This window comes from Microbispora sp. CA-135349 (genome assembly GCF_050947365.1).
GTDB lineage: Bacteria > Actinomycetota > Actinomycetes > Streptosporangiales > Streptosporangiaceae > Microbispora.
The window spans coordinates 3,998,972-4,014,294 of sequence record NZ_CP192001.1; the positions used below are offsets into that span (position 1 = coordinate 3,998,972).

Consider the following 15,323-nt stretch of genomic DNA (forward strand, 5'->3'; position numbering starts at 1 on the left):
TCATGCGAAACACCCGCTTCCCCGGCGGTCCGACCCGGGCGTTTCGGGGCACGTGAGTAGGCATGGCACAGCAAGTCAGCGCCTTCGACGCGCAGTTTCTCAACTTCGAGACGAGCACCAATCTCGCGCACATCGCGGCGCTCACGATTCTCGACCCCTCCGGCAGGCCCGGCGGCGCGCTGACCCGCGAAGACCTCGTCGCGTTGCTCAAGCGGCGGCTCCATCTCGCGCCGCCCTTGCGCAGGCGGCTGGTCGAGGTGCCCTTCGCTCTCGACCACCCCTACTGGGCGGAGGATCGCGAGGTCGACTTCGACTACCACGTACGGGATCTGGCGTTGCCTCCTCCCGGCGACGACCACAAGCTCGCCGAGCAGGTCGCCCGGCTGCACGCGGCACGGCTCGACCGGGGACGGCCGCTGTGGGAGATCTACCTCATCCACGGCCTGGCGGGGGGCCGGGTGGCGATCTACACGAAGGTCCACCACGCCGCCGTCGACGGTGTCACCGGGGCCGAGGTGCTGGCCGCCGTGATGGACTTCGAGCCCGAGCCGGCCGCCGTTCCCGCCCCGGAGGCCGCGCCCGAGCCGCAGCCGGCCCCCGACGCGATCGAAATGGTGATCAGGGGCATCGCGCGGGTGCTGGACAACCCGTTCGCACTGCTGCGCTTCATCGCCGAGGCGACGCCGCGGCTCGACGAGGTGCCGTTCGTGGCCCAGCTCCCGGGGGTGGGGCTGGTCTCGCGGTTCGTCCGCGGCATCGGCGGCGGGAACACCGAGCCCCTGCCCGAGCTGCCCCGCATGGTGGTGCCGCGCACGCCGTTCTCCGGGCCGATCTCACGGCACCGCCGCTTCGCGTTCGGCCAGTTGTCCCTGGACGAGGTCAAGCGGATCAAGAACGCCTTCGGCGTCACGGTGAACGACGTCGTCATGGCGATGTGCGCCACGGCGCTGCGGCGCTGGCTGGCGAAGCGCGACGAGCTGCCCCGTCAGCCGCTCGTCGCCGGGATCCCGGTCTCCACCAGGGGACAGGCCGCGAACGGCTCGGCCGCCAACGAGGTCATGCTGACCATGACCACCCTGCCGACGGACGTGGCCGACCCAGGCGATCGGCTCATGACGGTGAACCACGCGACGCGGCTGCTGAAGGAACGTCTCGCTGCTGCGCCGGCGGCCTGGCTCCTGGAGTTCAGCCAGGCGATGCCGGCCGCGCTGAGCGCGCTGGCGGCCAGGTCCGCCTTCCGGATCGCCTCGCGTACGGGTTCCGCGATGAACCTCATGATCTCCAACGTGCCGGGGCCCCAGACGCCGCTCTACGTGGGCGGGGCGCGGGTCACCGCGCTCTACCCGATGTCGGTGATCACGGACGTCAGCGGGGGGATCAACATCACCGTGTTCTCCTACGACGGCAAGCTCGGCTTCGGAATCGTCACGGATCGCGACATGGTGCCCGACGTGTGGGACCTCATCGACTACCTCCGGGACTCGCTGGCCGAATACGGCGCTCTGTCCGGCCCGCCCGAGCCCCGGCGACGGCAGAAGGCGCAGCGGCCGGCGCGGGCCCGTAGGGCCGGAGAACCGGCGAGCCCGGCCCGCCGCAAGAGCGCCGGAGAGCCGCCCACGACCTGATTCCGGCCGGAGAGGAGGGCCGCGATCTTCCGCTGCCGGCGGCCGTTCGTCACCGGTCGTTCGTCACCGGGCGGCGGTGGAGGTGGCGGACGGCGTGGGGCCGGTGTCGCGGTTCTCCATGATCAGGACGGCGATCCCGGCCGTCAGCAGGAGCGCGAAGACGGCGGTGACCACGCCGAACACGATCGACTGCCGGGACATGCCCGTGCGCGGCGGGAGCGTGGGAGCGGCCCCCTGCGGGGAGCCCTGCAGCGGCCGGCCGGGTGGCCGGTGATGGGGTGGCAGGGGGTGGGGTGACCGGTGAGCGGGGAGCCGGCGATCGGGGGGCCGGGGGGCCGGCACCGCGTTCGGCGTGGTCGCCGCCCGGCGCACGTCCTGACCGTCTCCTGCCAGGCCTCCGGCCGGGCCGGTGAGCGAGTGGCCCGGTTCGGCGGGCCATCCCTCCCCGGGGGTTCGTCCTCGTGCGGCGGGCCCGAGGGGGGAAGGGCCGGTTCCGGAGGGGGACGCAACGGGGCCGGAGAGGGAAGGGGCGGGCCCGGAGGGGGACGCAATGGGGCCTGAGGGGGATGCGGCGCGCCACCCCGGATCGCCGGCCGGCCTCCCGGCCGCGGACGGCCGCGCCGCGGCGGACCGCGCGCCACCTCCCGGGGCGGAGCCGTCCTCGGCCAGGGCGGCGAGCGCGTCCCGCAGCCCGGCGGCCGTCCGGATCCGCTGGGCCGGATCGGTCGCCATGCCGTGGCGCAGGACGGCGGTGAGCGCGGCGGGCACGCCGGGGACGTCGGGGATCGGCAGCCGGTGCAGCGCCATGATGGCCGCGATGTTCACCACGCCGCTCTCCGGGAAGCGCGGCGGCCTGCCCTGCAGCAGGGCGTACAACGTGGCCGAGAGCGCGTACACGTCCCCGGCGGCCGTGGGCTCGGTGAGGTCGAACGCCTCGGGCGGGGCGTAGGCGGGTGTGAGCGATTCGCGCGTCACCGACACCTCGCCCCGCGCGGTGCCGCCCTGCCCCGGCATGGTGGCAAGCCCGAAGTCCGACAGGGCGACCATGCCGTAGGAGTTGACCAGGATATTGGCGGGCTTGACGTCGCGGTGGAGGACCCCCAGGGCGTGGGCGGCGGCCAGCGCGTCGGCGATCTTGACGCCGATGTCGCGCACCTCGCGGGGGCCGAGCGGGCCGCCGTCGCGCAGCCGGTCGGCCAGCGACCCGTTGGGGCACAGCTCCAGCACCATGTACGGCCGGCTGTCCGTGAGCACGCCCGCGTCGTAGACGTCGGCCACGTGCGGGTGGCCGGACAGGGCGCCGGCGGACGTCACCTCGCGCATGAACCTGCGCCGGTCGCGGTCGGAGACGAGCACCCGATTGTCGATCTTGAGCGCGACCTCCCGGCCCACCGCCAGCTGCCGGGCGCGGTACACGACCCCGAAGCCGCCCTGGCCAAGGACGCCGAGCACCTCGTAGCCCGGCACCAGCGGCCCGCCCGCCTCGCCCACCCCGCACCTCCGACTCGGCGGAACCGCGATCACAAATCCCGTGTCCGGCACATTACCGGAGTGATCGCCCATCGGCCCCCCATCCGCGCGGAGCGCGGCGGGCGCTCAGGCGGCACGAGAAGGGAATCGCGGCACGGGCGGGAGCGTGCACCTTCCTACGTGTCGTGCTGCCGGCGCACCATCTCGGTGATCCAGATGGGCGCGAACGGAGACGTGCAGCCCGGGGAGGTGGGGTAGTCCTTGAGCACCTCCAGGCGTTCACCGATGCCGATCGCCCGGGCGCGGTGCCCGGCGTGCTCGATGCCGATCTGGGCCAGGCAGTGGTTCATCGCCCACTGCAGGCGATCCGGGGCGTCTTTCATCTCCGCCTCGATGACGTCGAGCAGTCCTGCGAGGTCGAGGCCTTCGGGCTTCCTGGTCACGCGTTCGGCGGTCAGCGCCCAGCCGGCGCTCGCGACCACCGGATCCGGATCGGCGGACCAGGCCAGACGCAGCTCCTCGGCGTGCGGGTTCTTCTTCACCACGTAGTTCACGAGCCAGTCGTGCACCTTGGGTGCGCGTGCCTCGCGCAGCATGGCGTCCAGCTCGTCACGCTCGAACGCCTTCGGACGGCAGGTCAGGATCGCCAGCAGTCTCGCCGCCGTGTCGTCCGTCTCCCAGAGCCGGCACGCGAGTTCCTGCTGCGTCTTCAGCCGCTTCGCGAGCGCGCGCAGCCTGCCGAGGTTCACACCGTGGTCGTCACCGTGTTTCTCGTTGACCTCGCGTGCCTTCGGGTCATCGAGCGCGGCCAGCTCGGCCATCACCTCGGCCACCGTCGTCTCGGTCGGCGTCGTCTCGGCCACCTCGGCCTCCTGTCCGTCACGGGCGAGATCCAGCCTACGAGCACGCCCATGGTGAGCACGGTGCTCTCGATGCGTTCGACGAGATTCGCGCGGTCCTCTTCCGGCCGCCATGGATCGGGTCCGCCGTGCCTTCCGCGGTGCTTCGCCCGATATGAGCGTCCGGGCATCGGCGGAGACGGACCCTATGCTGTGCTCATGACGGGGCTCACGACGGGCGGCACAGGGGAGCGCGGCCGGAGCCCGGAGCGGCGCAGGCACCTGCTCGACGCGGCCGACCGGGTGATCCGCAGGGAGGGCCCGCAGGCGTCGATGGCCGCGATCGCGGCGGAGGCCGGGATCACCAAGCCGATTCTCTACCGTCACTTCGGCGACAAGAGCGGCCTGTACCAGGCTCTCGCGGAACGCCACGCCCGCGTCGTGATCGACCTGCTGCGCCCCGAGTTCGCCAGGGCCGTCGCCGACCCCCGGGTACGCGCCAGGGCCACCGTCGAGGCCTATCTGGACACGATCTCGGCCAACCCCAACCTCTACCGCTTCCTGTTCCACCGGGCCAGCGCGGAGGACAGCCGCACCCGTACGCAGATGGCCGCGATCGTGCGCAGCGTCGGCGAGGAGCTGGGCGTGGTGCTCACGCAGGAGGGCGTCGCCGACCCGGTACGCGCCCAGGTGCTCGGCCACGCGTTCGTCGGCATGGTGCAGGCGATCGGGGACTGGTGGCTGGACAACCACGGGCTCGACCGCGACACGGTCGTGGACAGCCTGGTCGATGTGATCGCCGGGGTGCTCAAGCCCTGACGCCGTCCCCTTTGGCGCCCTAAATCAGGTCAGATAACGCTCAAATGTGATTAAGGGCCCCATGAAGGCCTTTATCGCGCATGCCGTGAAACATCGATGTCACCCGATCGGGGTAATTTAGTTGCGCTAACTAACTGTCCGTCCGTCGCGCGCTGCGCGGAAACAGGCTGCGCGCTGTGCGGACCAAGAGGAGGGGAACCACTCCGTGGCCGTAGCGAACCAGTCCCTGGCGGGGGCGTCGCCGCAGGCGGCGCCGCCCTCGCGGTACAAATGGATCGCGCTGTCCAACACCACCCTCGGCGTCCTGATGGTGACGATCAACCAGTCCATCGTGCTGATCGCCCTTCCGGACGTCTTCCGGGGCATCCACCTGAACCCGCTCGACCCCGGCAACACGGGCTACCTGCTGTGGATGATGATGGGCTTCATGGTCGTCACGGCCGTGCTGGTGGTGATGTTCGGCCGCCTGGGCGACATGTTCGGCCGGGTCCGCATGTACAACCTCGGGTTCGCGGTCTTCAGCCTGTGTTCGATCATGCTGTCGCTGACCTGGATGGACGGCGACGCCGGTGCCATGTGGCTGATCGGCTGGCGGATCGTGCAGGGGATCGGCGGGGCGCTGCTGTTCGCCAACTCGACCGCGATCCTGACCGACGCCTTCCCCGTGCGCCAGCGCGGCACGGCGCTCGGCATCAATTCGATCGCTGGCATCGCGGGCTCCTTCCTGGGCCTGGTCATCGGCGGGGTCCTGGCGCCGGTCGACTGGAAGGCGATCTTCCTGGTCTCCGTGCCGTTCGGCGTCTTCGGCACGATCTGGGCGTACCTCAAGCTGCGCGACAACGGCGTGCGCCGCCGGGCCCGGATGGACTGGTGGGGCAACGCGACCTTCGCCGTCGGTCTCATCGCGCTGCTGGTCGGCATCACCTACGGCATCCAGCCGTACGGGACCGGCGTGATGGGGTGGGGCAACCCGTGGGTGATCGCCGCGCTCGCCGGGGGCGTTCTGCTGCTCGCGCTGTTCGCGTGGGTCGAGACGAGGGTGGCCGAACCGCTGTTCCGGCTGACGCTGTTCCGCAGCCGCGCGTTCCTCGCGGGCAACATCGCCAGCCTGCTCACCGCCCTCGGGCGCGGCGGCCTGCAGTTCATGCTGATCATCTGGCTGCAGGGCATCTGGTTGCCCCTGCACGGCTACAGCTTCGAGGAGACGCCTCTGTGGGCGGGCATCTACATGATCCCGCTGACCGTGGGCTTCCTGCTGTCGGCGCCGGTCTCCGGCTGGCTGTCGGACCGCTTCGGGCCACGGATGTTCACGGTCGGCGGCACCCTGGTCACCGCGGCGAGCTTCTTCGCCCTGATGACCCTGCCGACGGACTTCGGCTACGGCGTCTTCGCGCTGCTCATCCTGATCAACGGCCTCGGGTCCGGCCTGTTCTCCTCGCCCAACCGGGCGGAGATCATGAACGCGGTTCCGGCGGAGTCCCGCGGCGTCGGCGCGGGCATGACCGCCACCTTCCAGAACTCCTCGATGGTCCTGTCCATCGGCGTGTTCTTCAGCCTGATGATCGCGGGCCTGTCGCAGTCGCTGCCGCACACCATGCACGACGAGCTGGTGGCGCAGGGAGTGCCCGCCGCGCAGGCCGAGGGCATCGCCCAGCTGCCGCCGATCGCCGTGCTGTTCGCGGCGTTCCTCGGATACAACCCGTTCCGGCAGCTCCTCGGCGGCGTCCTGGACCGGCTGCCCGACGGCGGCGCCCACCTGACGAGCAAGGAGTTCTTCCCGCACCTCATCGCGGGTCCCTTCCACCAGGGCCTGGTCATCGCCTTCTGGTTCGCCGTGGCCGCGTGCCTGGTGGCCGCCCTGTCGTCGCTGCTGACCGACCGCGTCGGCCGCCGGCACCGCGCCGCCGCCCACGAGTCGCTCGGCTCCGAGCTCGCCGCGGTCTCGGGCGAGGCCGCCCTGGCCGGCAGCGAGCTGGTCGTCCCGGACGAGGAGTTCGACGCCCAGCGCGCCACTCCGGACAGATGAGCGTCTCGGCGCGGACGGGGCGAGGGCGCTGACGTACGCGCCGGGGGGCGGGGGCCGGGAAGGGCTCCCGCCCCTGCCCCGGGCCTCCCGGATCGCGAATCCCGGATCACGCCGTGCGCGCGGAGAGGTCTCGGACCGAGCGGACGGCGAGCGGGCCGAGGCCGGCGGCGACGTAGATGACTCCGCAGAGGAGGGCCACTCGTTCGCCGCCCAGGTGGGCGGCGGCCGGCCCGACGAGCAGCTGCCCGGCCGGGATGGCCGCGTAGGAGAGCAGATCGTCATAGGAGCACACGCGCAAGAGCACATCGCCGGGCACGTGCTGCTGCAGGGCGGTGTCCCAGGCGATGCCCGCGAGGGAGAAACCGAGCGCACCGACGAAGGCGCACGTCATCAGCGCCGGCGTGCCGGCGGCGCAGCCCAGCGCCAGCAGCGGAAGCGCCGCGAGCGCACCCGCCAGGGCTCCGCTCCGCAGGGGGCGGCGCAGCGCCAGGCGGTACATGACCACGCTCATGACGAGCGTCCCGAGGGCGCGGGCGCTGAGCACCAGCCCCCAGGCCGCCTCGCCGTCGTGGCCCTTGGTGAGCATCGCGCCGAGGATCTGCCAGGGGCCGACGTTGACAAGGTTGATCACGCCGAAGGACAGCGTCATGCTCCAGATCCAGGGGGTCGAGCGGAACTCCTCCCATCCGGCGCGGATGCCCGACAGCGGACGTGCCTCGGAGGCCGGCACGCGTGTCCCCCGCGGGAGCCGGGCGAAGAATCCGGCAGCCGCGACGAAGCTCAGCGCGTCGAGGGCGATGGCCCAGCCGCCGCCGGCACCGGCGACCATCAGGCCCGCGGCGGCCGGGCCGAGGACGCGGGCGGCGTTGCCCGCCGCGGAGAGCACCGCGTTGGCGCGCTGCAGGTCTCGCGCGCCGACCAGCTCGGGGACGATGCCGCGCAGCGCCGGTGACGCGAACGCCTCCAGGACGCCGCCCGCGGCTACGAGTCCGCTCACCAGCGGCAGGCTGTAGTGCCCGGTGAGCAGCACGGCCGCGACGGCGCCCTGGGTGAGCCCGGCGCCGAGGCCGGCGACGACGAGGACGCCGCGCCGTGAGAACCTGTCGGCCGACGCTCCGCCGACCAGGGTGAGGACGAGCTGCGGGATCACCTGGGCCGCGAGGACGATCCCGAGGTCGCCGGCCTCGCCTGAGATGCCGAGCACAGAGAGGGCCAGCGCGACGGGCGTCATGGAGCTGCCGGCGAGCGAGACGGCGCGCCCGAGGAAGAAACCGCGGAACGGCGGGACGAGCAGAGGTGTCGTTGAGGCGGGCACCGCGCAAGGGTGTCCGTAGGCTCCGCGCCGACGCCATCCTTACGCTGAAAGGCGCAACGTGACTCTGCTCCGGCTCACCCCCACCGCCCTCTCACGGTGTCGTTTCGCCCTCTCGCCTCTGGCGGAGACACTCGGTTCGCTCATCGCCCTGGATCGGCCCTGCGCCGACCCCTGGCTCGCGTGCTGGCACGCGGAACACCGGCCCGCCTACCGGCGCTGGCTGGAGGGAAACGAGGTCGCCGCCGGGTTGATGTCCCTCGTCGCCGCCACCAAGTGGCTTCCCGACATGGTCGCCCAGCCGCCGCGCGGCGGGATGAGGACCCGGCTGACCGACGAGCTGGCCGACGTGGCGCGATTCACGGACGAGGCAGTGCGCTCCACGGTGGCCGACGCCGTCGCCGCGAGCTGGAGGCCACAGGACACCACATGGCTGGGGCTCGGCGCGCTCGGGCCACGAGTCGCCGCGGCCCTGCGGGAGGGGTGGGAGCGCTTCGTCGCCCCGGACTGGCCGCGGCGGCGCGGCGTGCTGGAGCGCGACATCGCGCACCGCGCCGGGGTGCTCGCCGCCCACGGCTGGCAGCAGGCGGTCAAGGGCATGACGGGCCGGTCGGCGTGGGTCGGCCAGGACGCCGTCAGGTTCGACGACCAGGACTGGCCGGACCTGCTGATCACGGACGACGGGCTCGTCTTCGTCCCGCAGACGGCCGGCGGCGGCTGGTTGATGTGAGCGGCCGCCGCGGTACGCGCTCGTCTACCCGGCGCGGGGAGCGGCGGCCCGCGCGCGGGCGACGGGGCCGGATCCGCTGGCGGCTCTGCTCGGTTCCGGCCGCGCCCGGGTCGTGCGGGAGCTGTCGAGACCGGCGACGAGCACCCAGCTCGCGCATGCCCTGGACCTCTCTCTGGGCACGGTGAGCGCCCACCTGGCCGTACTCAAGGACGGCGGCGTGGTGGCCGGAGCACGGGCGGGACGCGCCGTTATCTACCGCCTCACCGGCCGGGGGGAGGCACTCCTGGCCCTGCTCACCGCCGAGCCGGACTGACCTTTCCGCGTCATCCGGATCGGCAGCGCGGCTACACATCCCCGGCGGCCCCGGTTCCAGCGGAATCGAGGACATCAAGCGAGCGGCGGGTGACCTCACCGGGCTCCGGGAGCGCTTCGACCTCGTCGCCTACGACCCGCGCAACATCGGACTCGCCGCCGAGCCGCCGGAGTCCTGCGCACAGCGCGGTGCCGGCCCTGACCGCGCCCCGCAACCGGGCCGCGTACGACTCCCAGGCACGCGCGATCGCCGCGGCCGTCCGCGGATGCCGGGCCGAGGACCGCAGCGGGCTGGTACGGCAGGCTCGACTCGCCGTCGGCGGCCCCGCGACTTGGAGGCGATCCGCGCGGCCCTGGGCGAGCCGCGGCTCAGCTTCATGGCCGGCTCCTACGGCGGGGTGCCGGCCGCCGCCTGCCTCCGGCTGTTCCCGGAACACGTCCGCGCGATGTGCCTGGACGGCGTATCGACCAGACCGCCGGCTGGGCGAACCAGAACCTCCTGGCCTACCGGGGCCTGGAGCGGATGTTCGGCCGCTTCACCGACTGGTGCGCGGCGACGCCCGCCCGCACGCTGTACGGCGAGGACGCCGGGAACGGGCGCGGCCTCCGCATCGGCGTCGCGGAGGCCGCGCCCCGGTCACCCGCAGACCTGTCACCCGTAGACCTGGGAGACCCGGCGCTCGTACGCCCGGCGCCAGGAGAGCCGGTAGAGGATCCGCATGATGGCCGGAGCGGTCCCGAAGATGTGCTCGCGGTCGGCGGGAGTGGCGACGTCGACCAGCCAGGCGGCGAGCATCGGCAGGTCGCGGCCGTGACTCTTGCTGACCTTCTTGCCCGACTCGTCCCACCAGGCCGCGCTGACGTGCTCCCTGATCAGCGGGACGACCTCGGACTCCTCCAGGTCGAGGTGGTCGTTCAGCAGCCGGTCGAGCGCGCGCAGGTCCGCCGCGACCTCGCCGGCCGGCCGGCCACCGCCGGAAAGCCTGCCGATGACGGCGTCCATCTCCTGGTGGTCGGCCTCCAGCCGGTCGAGCGTCGCGGCGGCCTCCGGGACGAGGCCGCGCAGCAGCGGCCAGATGCTCTCGTCCTCCTCGGTGTGGTGGTGGTGCAGGGCGCGCAGCAGCAGCGCGAGGTGCTCGTCGACGACGGCGCGGCGCCGCTCGTCGCGGGGGTCGCAGCGGTCGAGGACCTCGGCCAGCCGGCCGAACTCGCGCCGCAGGCCGGCGTGGAAGACGAGGAACATGACGAGGTCGGGAGCGGGTTCACCCGGTCGGCGCCGGGTCTGCGTCGGTGTTGTCATGGCCCCACGATGCGGGACCCTCCTTCACCGCCACTCAACGCCCACTTGCGGCCCTCTTCCCGGCCGGTCGTCATCCGCGCACGGCCTCGCGTTCGCGAGCGATCCGGGCGGCCCACCAACTCAGCCCGGCCGCCGCGCAGCGCTTTTCTGCCGCCTCCAGGTGCGCTCGCGCCTGCTGCGGCCCGGCGGCCCGGCCCAGGTGGGCCAGCCGGCCCAGGAAGTAGCCGACCGGCCCGGCGCAGAACGTCCCCGCCCCGAAGGCGACCCTGTCCTCGTACGGCAGGAGCCTGCGATAGGTCCGCGCGCACCCTTCGTGGTCGTCCGCGACGATCTGGGCCTCGCCCTGCAGGCACACCCCCGGCAGCTCGCCGAAGTCGCGCGGCAGCGGGTGCCAGCCCTGCTCGCGCGCCGCCTCGGCCGGCGCCCGGTCGCCCCGCCAGTTCGCGAAGAGCACGTCCATCACCTGACGGTGGGCGGGGAAGGGGGAGTACTGCTCCATCAGCTCCTCGACGCCGTCGGTGTCGCGCATGGCGATGTGCCGGGCGAGCAGCGCGGAGGCGAGCGCGGTGCTCGTGTACCAGAGGTTGAGCCGCTCGCCCGCCTCGGCCGCCGCGGCGTAGGCGTCGCCCGCGCCGTCGAAGTCGCCGTCGAGCAGGCGCCGGGCGCCCGTCCAGATGAGGTGCTGGAACCGCGGCCAGGGCAGGTCGAGCCGCTCGACCAGCACGGCCGCCCGTTCGGCGGCCCGGTCGGCCCCGGCGACGTCGAACAGCTCCAGGCGGGAACGTTCCCGGATCATGTGGCCGAGCAGCTCGAACCCGGGCGATCCGAGCCGGGTGAGCTCCTCGCCGATGGCGTCGAGCTCCGGTATGTGTTCCGGCAGCTGCACGCCGAGGTAGCGCGCGTTGAGCGTGAACCCGAGCAGCTCCTCGCCCGCCTCACCCTGGGCCACCAGGCGGCGGGCCATCGCCAGCGCCTCGGCCGTGGCCGTGTCGCACCGGGGATCGGCCGAGCCGTCGTAACGTTCCATCCCCAGGCAGCCGAGCAGCCGGCAGCGCAGCTCGGAGTCGCCGGCGGGCAGGGCCGCCAAAGCGTCCTCGATCCGCCGCACCACGTGCAGCTCCATGTCGCCGTACGCGTACATCTTCCACAGCGCGGGAGCGTCGAGGCTGGTCAGCGCGCGGGCGGCCAGCAGCGGATCGCCTGGCCCGTCGGCGGCGAGCACCGCCTCCGCCCTGGTCCGCCGGGCCGAGACGCCGTCGCCGGCGGCGAGCTGCGCGCGGACCAGTTCCAGCAGCAGCTCCACGTGTCCGGCCGGGTCCGCGCCGGGCAACGTCCCGTGCGCCTCGACCGCCCGCCGCCACCACTGCGCGGCGTCCTCATAGGCGTGCCGGCCGGCCGCCTGCCGCGCGGTGGACGAGGACCATCGCACCGCGTCGGCCGCGCCGCCCGGGCCGGCGGCCAGCGCGTGCCTGGCGAGGACCGCCAGGTCGGCGCCAGGCCGTAGGCGGAGCGCCCGCAGCGCGGCCAGATGCAGCCCGGCCCGGCGGCGGGGCGGGATGTCGGCGTAGACCGTCTCCCGCATCAGGTCGTGCGTGAAGCGCAGGTCCTCGTCGAGGACGCGGATGGCGGTCGCCGCGTCGAGCGCCTCGTCCACGTCCACGCCCGAGGCGTTCCCGGCGGCCTCGACGACTTCGGCGACCAGCCGCCGGTCCGCGCCGGTGCCGAGCACGGCCGCCGCGTCGATGGCGGGACGGTGCGGCGCGGGCAGGCCGAGCAGACGGCGCCGCAGCACGTCGGCGAGGCCCTCGGGCACCCCGGTGAGCGCCCTCTCGACGCCCTGGTCCTCGGCGAGGCGGAGGGTCTCGCGGATGAACAGCGGATTGCCCCGGGTGCGCTCGGCGAGCGCCGCCACGGTCGCCGCGTCGCGCAGCCCCGACAGCTCGGCGACAGCGGCGGAATCGAGCCCGGCCAGCGGCAGGCGGAGGGCGTCGTGCCGCCCGAGCAGGCCGAGCGCGTCGTGGACCGCGGCGGTGCCCTCTCCGGCCCGTACGGTGACCACGACCGCGACTCCGCCGCGCAGCAGCATCGGAAGGTCGGACAGCAGGTTGAGCGACGCCGTGTCCGCCCACTGAAGGTCGTCGATCAGCACGAGCAGCGGCCGGTCGGCGGCGGCCGCGTCCAGGTATGCCGCGGTGGCCTGGTGCAGCCGGAACCGGGCCTCGCCCGCCTCGGCCGGCCGATCGCCCGGCGAGGCCGTTCCGGCTCGCGAAGCGGTGCCGCCTCGCGCGGTGCCGCCCAACACGGGGTCGCCCAGCGCGATGCCGTCTCGCGCGGTGTCGTCCAGCACGGGATCGCCGAGCAGCACTCGCAGGGCGGCGGCCTGCGCGGGGGACGGGGGCACCCGGCCCGCGAGGTCCCGGACGACCTGCTGCCAGGGCCACAGGGCGGGCGCCCCGGAGGTTTCGTGGCACCTGCCCCACGCGACCGGCCAGCCCTCGGCCGCCCGCCGCTCCGCGAACGCCTCCGCCAGCCACGTCTTGCCGATCCCCGGCTCACCGGAGATCACCGCGATCCTCGGCCTCCCACCGGCCACGTCTCGGGCCAGCTCCGCGAGCCGGTCCAGCTGGGTGCCCCGGCCGACGGCCCGGCGTTCCGGCCGGTCCGCTCGCGCCGCCACCACCGGTGCGGCCGGTGCGTCCTGGCCCCGCCGTGCGCCGCCGGGGCGGTCGAGGGCCGGGTCCTGGGCGAGGATCGCCTCCTCGAGCCGCCGCAGCGCCGGGCCGGGATCGAGGCCGAGCTCCTCGGCCAGGCGAACCCGGGCCGTGCGCAGCGCCTCCAGGGCGTCCGCCTGCCGCCCCAGCGCGTAGAGCGTGCGGGCGAGCAGCTCCCACAGCCCCTCGCGCAGAGGATGCGCGGCCACCAGGGCCTCCAGCTCGCCCACCGCGTGCGGGTCGCCCACCCGCCCGGCCAGCAGCCGTTCGCGCGTCACGAGGTGGGCCTCGGCGAGCCGCTCGATCTCCGGCCGGAGCCAGGGCACGTCGCCGAACTCCTCGTACGGCATGCCGCGCCACAGGGCCAGCGCGCGTTCGGGCTCGCCGGCCTGGGCCAGGCGGACGAACTCCGCCGCGTCCACCTCGTGCGGCCCGAGCGCGTACCCGGGAGGGCGGCTGAGCAGCACGGACGAGGGCGTGCGGGGAGCGCGGCCGGGTTCGAGCACCCGGCGCAGGTTGGAGATGTAGCTGTGCAGCGTGTTGTGGGCACGCGGCGGCGGCGTGCCGTCGTAGAGGTCGTCGAGGATCGCGTCCACCGAGACGGTCGCGCCCCTGGCGATCAGCAGCCGGGCCACCAGCAGCCGGGGCCGGGGCCCACCGAGGTCGACGGGAACGCCGTCGACGTACGCCTCGATCGGGCCGAGCACCCGGAACATGACCGCCATGCCGGGATTGTGCCACGATCATCTGCCGGTCTCGCTGCCCTAGGCGGTGAGCATCCCGGGGACGGCGCTGCGCAGGTGGGCCAGGCTCTCCGCGGCGGCGTCCATGGCCCGCCGGACGGGCCCGGTGAGCACGCCGTCACGCTTGACGATCGCGCCGTCGCAGACGACCGTGCGGACGAGCCCCGGGTGACCGGCGAGGACGACGGCCGCGCGGGGATCGAGCACCGGCGCCACGGCGGGGGTGTCGGCCGCGACCACGATCAGGTCGGCACGCTTGCCGGGCGTGAGACTGCCGGTGACGCCCGCCAGCCCGGCCACCGCGGCGCCGTCGGCGGTGACCATCCGCAGCAGGTCGCCGGCGGTCAGCGGCACCGGGTCCTGGGTGAAGCGGTGGTGGGCCAGGGCGGCGCGCATCTGCGTGAACATGTCTCCCGAGGTGGCGACCTCGGTGTCGGCGCTGAGACCGGTCACGAGACCCGCCCGCAGGAGGCGGCCGGTCGCCGGCGTGCCGAGCCCGGGCATCGTCATCTCGATGAACGGCGCCACGCTCGCGGTCGCGCCCGCGTCGGCGGCGGCCTTCAGCTCGTCGTCGCCGGTCGCGCTCGCGTGCACGAGGGTGACGGTCTCGTCGAGCAGGCCCTCGTCGTGCAGCCATCCGACGCTGCCCGCCTTGTCGGCGGAGCCGACGTGCATGGTGGCCCGCAGGCCGAGCTCACGGGCGAGCAGCAGGTCGCGCCGGGCGGCGGCGGGGGCCGACATCTCGGGGCCGCGCGCCGCCAGGGCCATCGTCACGCGGGCGGCGTCATCGTGGAGCACGTCCCTGACCCGGCGGACGTCGCCGGGAAGCTCCGCGTCGCTGTGGTCGCCCACCCACGCCAGCGGATCCACCTGGGGCCAGCCGTAGGCGAAGACGCCCCGGATGCCGCTGTCGCGCAGCGCGGCCACGGCGGCGTCGCTGTGCCCGGGGGTGTTCTGGATGTGGGACCAGTCGACCAGCGTGGTGATCCCGGCCTCCAGCGCGCCGAGCGCGCCGAGCAGGGTGCCCGCGTAGACGTCCTCGGGCCGGAAGTTCGGCCCGAGCTGAAGGAACGCCGCCCCGAGGTAGTCCATCAGGCTCCAGTCGAGCCCGATGTGACGCAGCGCGGACTGCCAGGTGTGGCGGTGGGTGTCGACCAGGCCCGGCATCACCAGGCAGCCCGAGGCGTCCACGACGGTGGCGCCCGAGGGGGGCTCGGCGGTGGGGCCGACCGAGACGATCACGCCGTCGCGGACGACGACGTCGGCGGGGCCGTCCGGGACGGCCGGGTCCATGCCGAGCACGTGACCGCCGGTGACGACCAGATCGCGGCTGAGAGGCATCTGATGCTCCTTCGCTTTTCGAGGTGATGCCTCTTTGTCCCACCGCACGCTTGTGGCCGACTTCACGCGGAAGACGTCACCGCGTCAAGCCGGCC

12 protein-coding genes are annotated in these 15,323 nt (G+C 73.7%); 6 read left to right on the forward strand and 6 right to left on the reverse strand.

Annotation, left to right across the window (positions count from 1 at the left end; all coding sequences use genetic code 11):
• Positions 1-62 precede the first annotated feature (62 nt).
• Positions 63-1,625, forward strand: coding sequence for a WS/DGAT/MGAT family O-acyltransferase (locus tag ACQPZZ_RS18580; protein WP_432933682.1), 1,563 nt, complete (start codon positions 63-65; stop codon positions 1,623-1,625).
• Between the two features lie 63 nt (positions 1,626-1,688).
• Here the strand turns inward: ACQPZZ_RS18580 and ACQPZZ_RS18585 are convergent, their stop codons facing one another.
• Together ACQPZZ_RS18585 and ACQPZZ_RS18590 are read right to left on the reverse strand one after the other, a co-directional pair.
• On the reverse strand, positions 1,689-3,116 hold the full coding sequence (locus tag ACQPZZ_RS18585) for a protein kinase domain-containing protein (RefSeq protein ID WP_432933684.1): 1,428 nt from the start codon (positions 3,114-3,116) through the stop codon (positions 1,689-1,691).
• A 155-nt stretch (positions 3,117-3,271) separates the two neighbouring features.
• Complete coding sequence (locus tag ACQPZZ_RS18590) at positions 3,272-3,916, reverse strand: DNA alkylation repair protein (RefSeq protein WP_432934436.1); 645 nt, start codon at positions 3,914-3,916, stop codon at positions 3,272-3,274.
• Between the two features lie 237 nt (positions 3,917-4,153).
• On the opposite strand from ACQPZZ_RS18590, the gene ACQPZZ_RS18595 reads away from it, so the two are divergent.
• Both ACQPZZ_RS18595 and ACQPZZ_RS18600 read left to right on the forward strand, forming a co-directional pair.
• Positions 4,154-4,753, forward strand: a complete 600-nt coding sequence (locus ACQPZZ_RS18595; protein ID WP_432933686.1) for a TetR family transcriptional regulator — start codon at positions 4,154-4,156, stop codon at positions 4,751-4,753.
• 205 nt (positions 4,754-4,958) lie between these two features.
• Positions 4,959-6,779 carry an MFS transporter gene (locus ACQPZZ_RS18600; protein ID WP_432933688.1) on the forward strand — a complete coding sequence of 607 codons (1,821 nt, stop codon included), beginning with the start codon at positions 4,959-4,961 and terminating at the stop codon, positions 6,777-6,779.
• A 106-nt stretch (positions 6,780-6,885) separates the two neighbouring features.
• Here ACQPZZ_RS18600 and ACQPZZ_RS18605 read toward each other — a convergent pair whose 3' ends face one another.
• Entirely contained in the window at positions 6,886-8,094 is a 1,209-nt protein-coding gene (locus ACQPZZ_RS18605) for an MFS transporter (RefSeq protein WP_432933690.1), read from the reverse strand.
• A 58-nt stretch (positions 8,095-8,152) separates the two neighbouring features.
• On the opposite strand from ACQPZZ_RS18605, the gene ACQPZZ_RS18610 reads away from it, so the two are divergent.
• The 3 genes from ACQPZZ_RS18610 to ACQPZZ_RS18620 all read left to right on the forward strand — a co-directional run bounded on the left by ACQPZZ_RS18610 (position 8,153) and on the right by ACQPZZ_RS18620 (position 9,795).
• Positions 8,153-8,821: a hypothetical protein gene (locus ACQPZZ_RS18610; RefSeq protein ID WP_432933692.1), complete on the forward strand. Its 669-nt coding sequence runs from the start codon at positions 8,153-8,155 to the stop codon at positions 8,819-8,821.
• A 112-nt stretch (positions 8,822-8,933) separates the two neighbouring features.
• Positions 8,934-9,134 (forward strand): ArsR/SmtB family transcription factor, encoded by a 201-nt coding sequence (locus tag ACQPZZ_RS18615; protein WP_432933695.1) that lies wholly within the window; start codon positions 8,934-8,936, stop codon positions 9,132-9,134.
• Positions 9,135-9,171: 37 nt separating this feature from the next.
• Positions 9,172-9,795, forward strand: a complete 624-nt coding sequence (locus ACQPZZ_RS18620; protein ID WP_432934438.1) for an alpha/beta fold hydrolase — start codon at positions 9,172-9,174, stop codon at positions 9,793-9,795.
• Here ACQPZZ_RS18620 and ACQPZZ_RS18625 read toward each other — a convergent pair.
• From ACQPZZ_RS18625 to ACQPZZ_RS18635, 3 genes are all read right to left on the reverse strand, one after another.
• The gene (locus ACQPZZ_RS18625; protein WP_432933697.1) at positions 9,786-10,433 is read right to left on the reverse strand and encodes a hemerythrin domain-containing protein; all 648 of its coding nucleotides are present in this window, start codon (positions 10,431-10,433) and stop codon (positions 9,786-9,788) included. The two genes, ACQPZZ_RS18620 and ACQPZZ_RS18625, sit on opposite strands and share 10 nt — an antisense overlap.
• A 70-nt stretch (positions 10,434-10,503) precedes the next feature.
• Positions 10,504-13,869: an AAA family ATPase gene (locus tag ACQPZZ_RS18630; RefSeq protein ID WP_432933699.1), complete on the reverse strand. Its 3,366-nt coding sequence runs from the start codon at positions 13,867-13,869 to the stop codon at positions 10,504-10,506.
• Positions 13,870-13,908: 39 nt separating this feature from the next.
• A complete protein-coding gene (locus ACQPZZ_RS18635; protein ID WP_432933701.1) occupies positions 13,909-15,228 on the reverse strand; it encodes an amidohydrolase family protein in 1,320 nt (439 codons plus the stop codon).
• Between the last annotated feature and the right edge of the window lie 95 nt (positions 15,229-15,323).

Excerpts from the sequence above, each read along its gene's own strand:
- ACQPZZ_RS18580 (WP_432933682.1), top strand. The coding sequence starts at position 63 with ATGGCACAGCAAGTCAGCGCCTTCGACGCGCAGTTTCTCAACTTCGAG.
- ACQPZZ_RS18595 (WP_432933686.1), top strand. The coding sequence starts at position 4,154 with ATGACGGGGCTCACGACGGGCGGCACAGGGGAGCGCGGCCGGAGCCCG.
- ACQPZZ_RS18590 (WP_432934436.1), bottom strand. The coding sequence starts at position 3,916 with ATGGCCGAGCTGGCCGCGCTCGATGACCCGAAGGCACGCGAGGTCAAC.
- ACQPZZ_RS18625 (WP_432933697.1), bottom strand. The coding sequence starts at position 10,433 with ATGACAACACCGACGCAGACCCGGCGCCGACCGGGTGAACCCGCTCCC.
- ACQPZZ_RS18630 (WP_432933699.1), bottom strand. The coding sequence starts at position 13,869 with ATGGCGGTCATGTTCCGGGTGCTCGGCCCGATCGAGGCGTACGTCGAC.
- ACQPZZ_RS18635 (WP_432933701.1), bottom strand. The coding sequence starts at position 15,228 with ATGCCTCTCAGCCGCGATCTGGTCGTCACCGGCGGTCACGTGCTCGGC.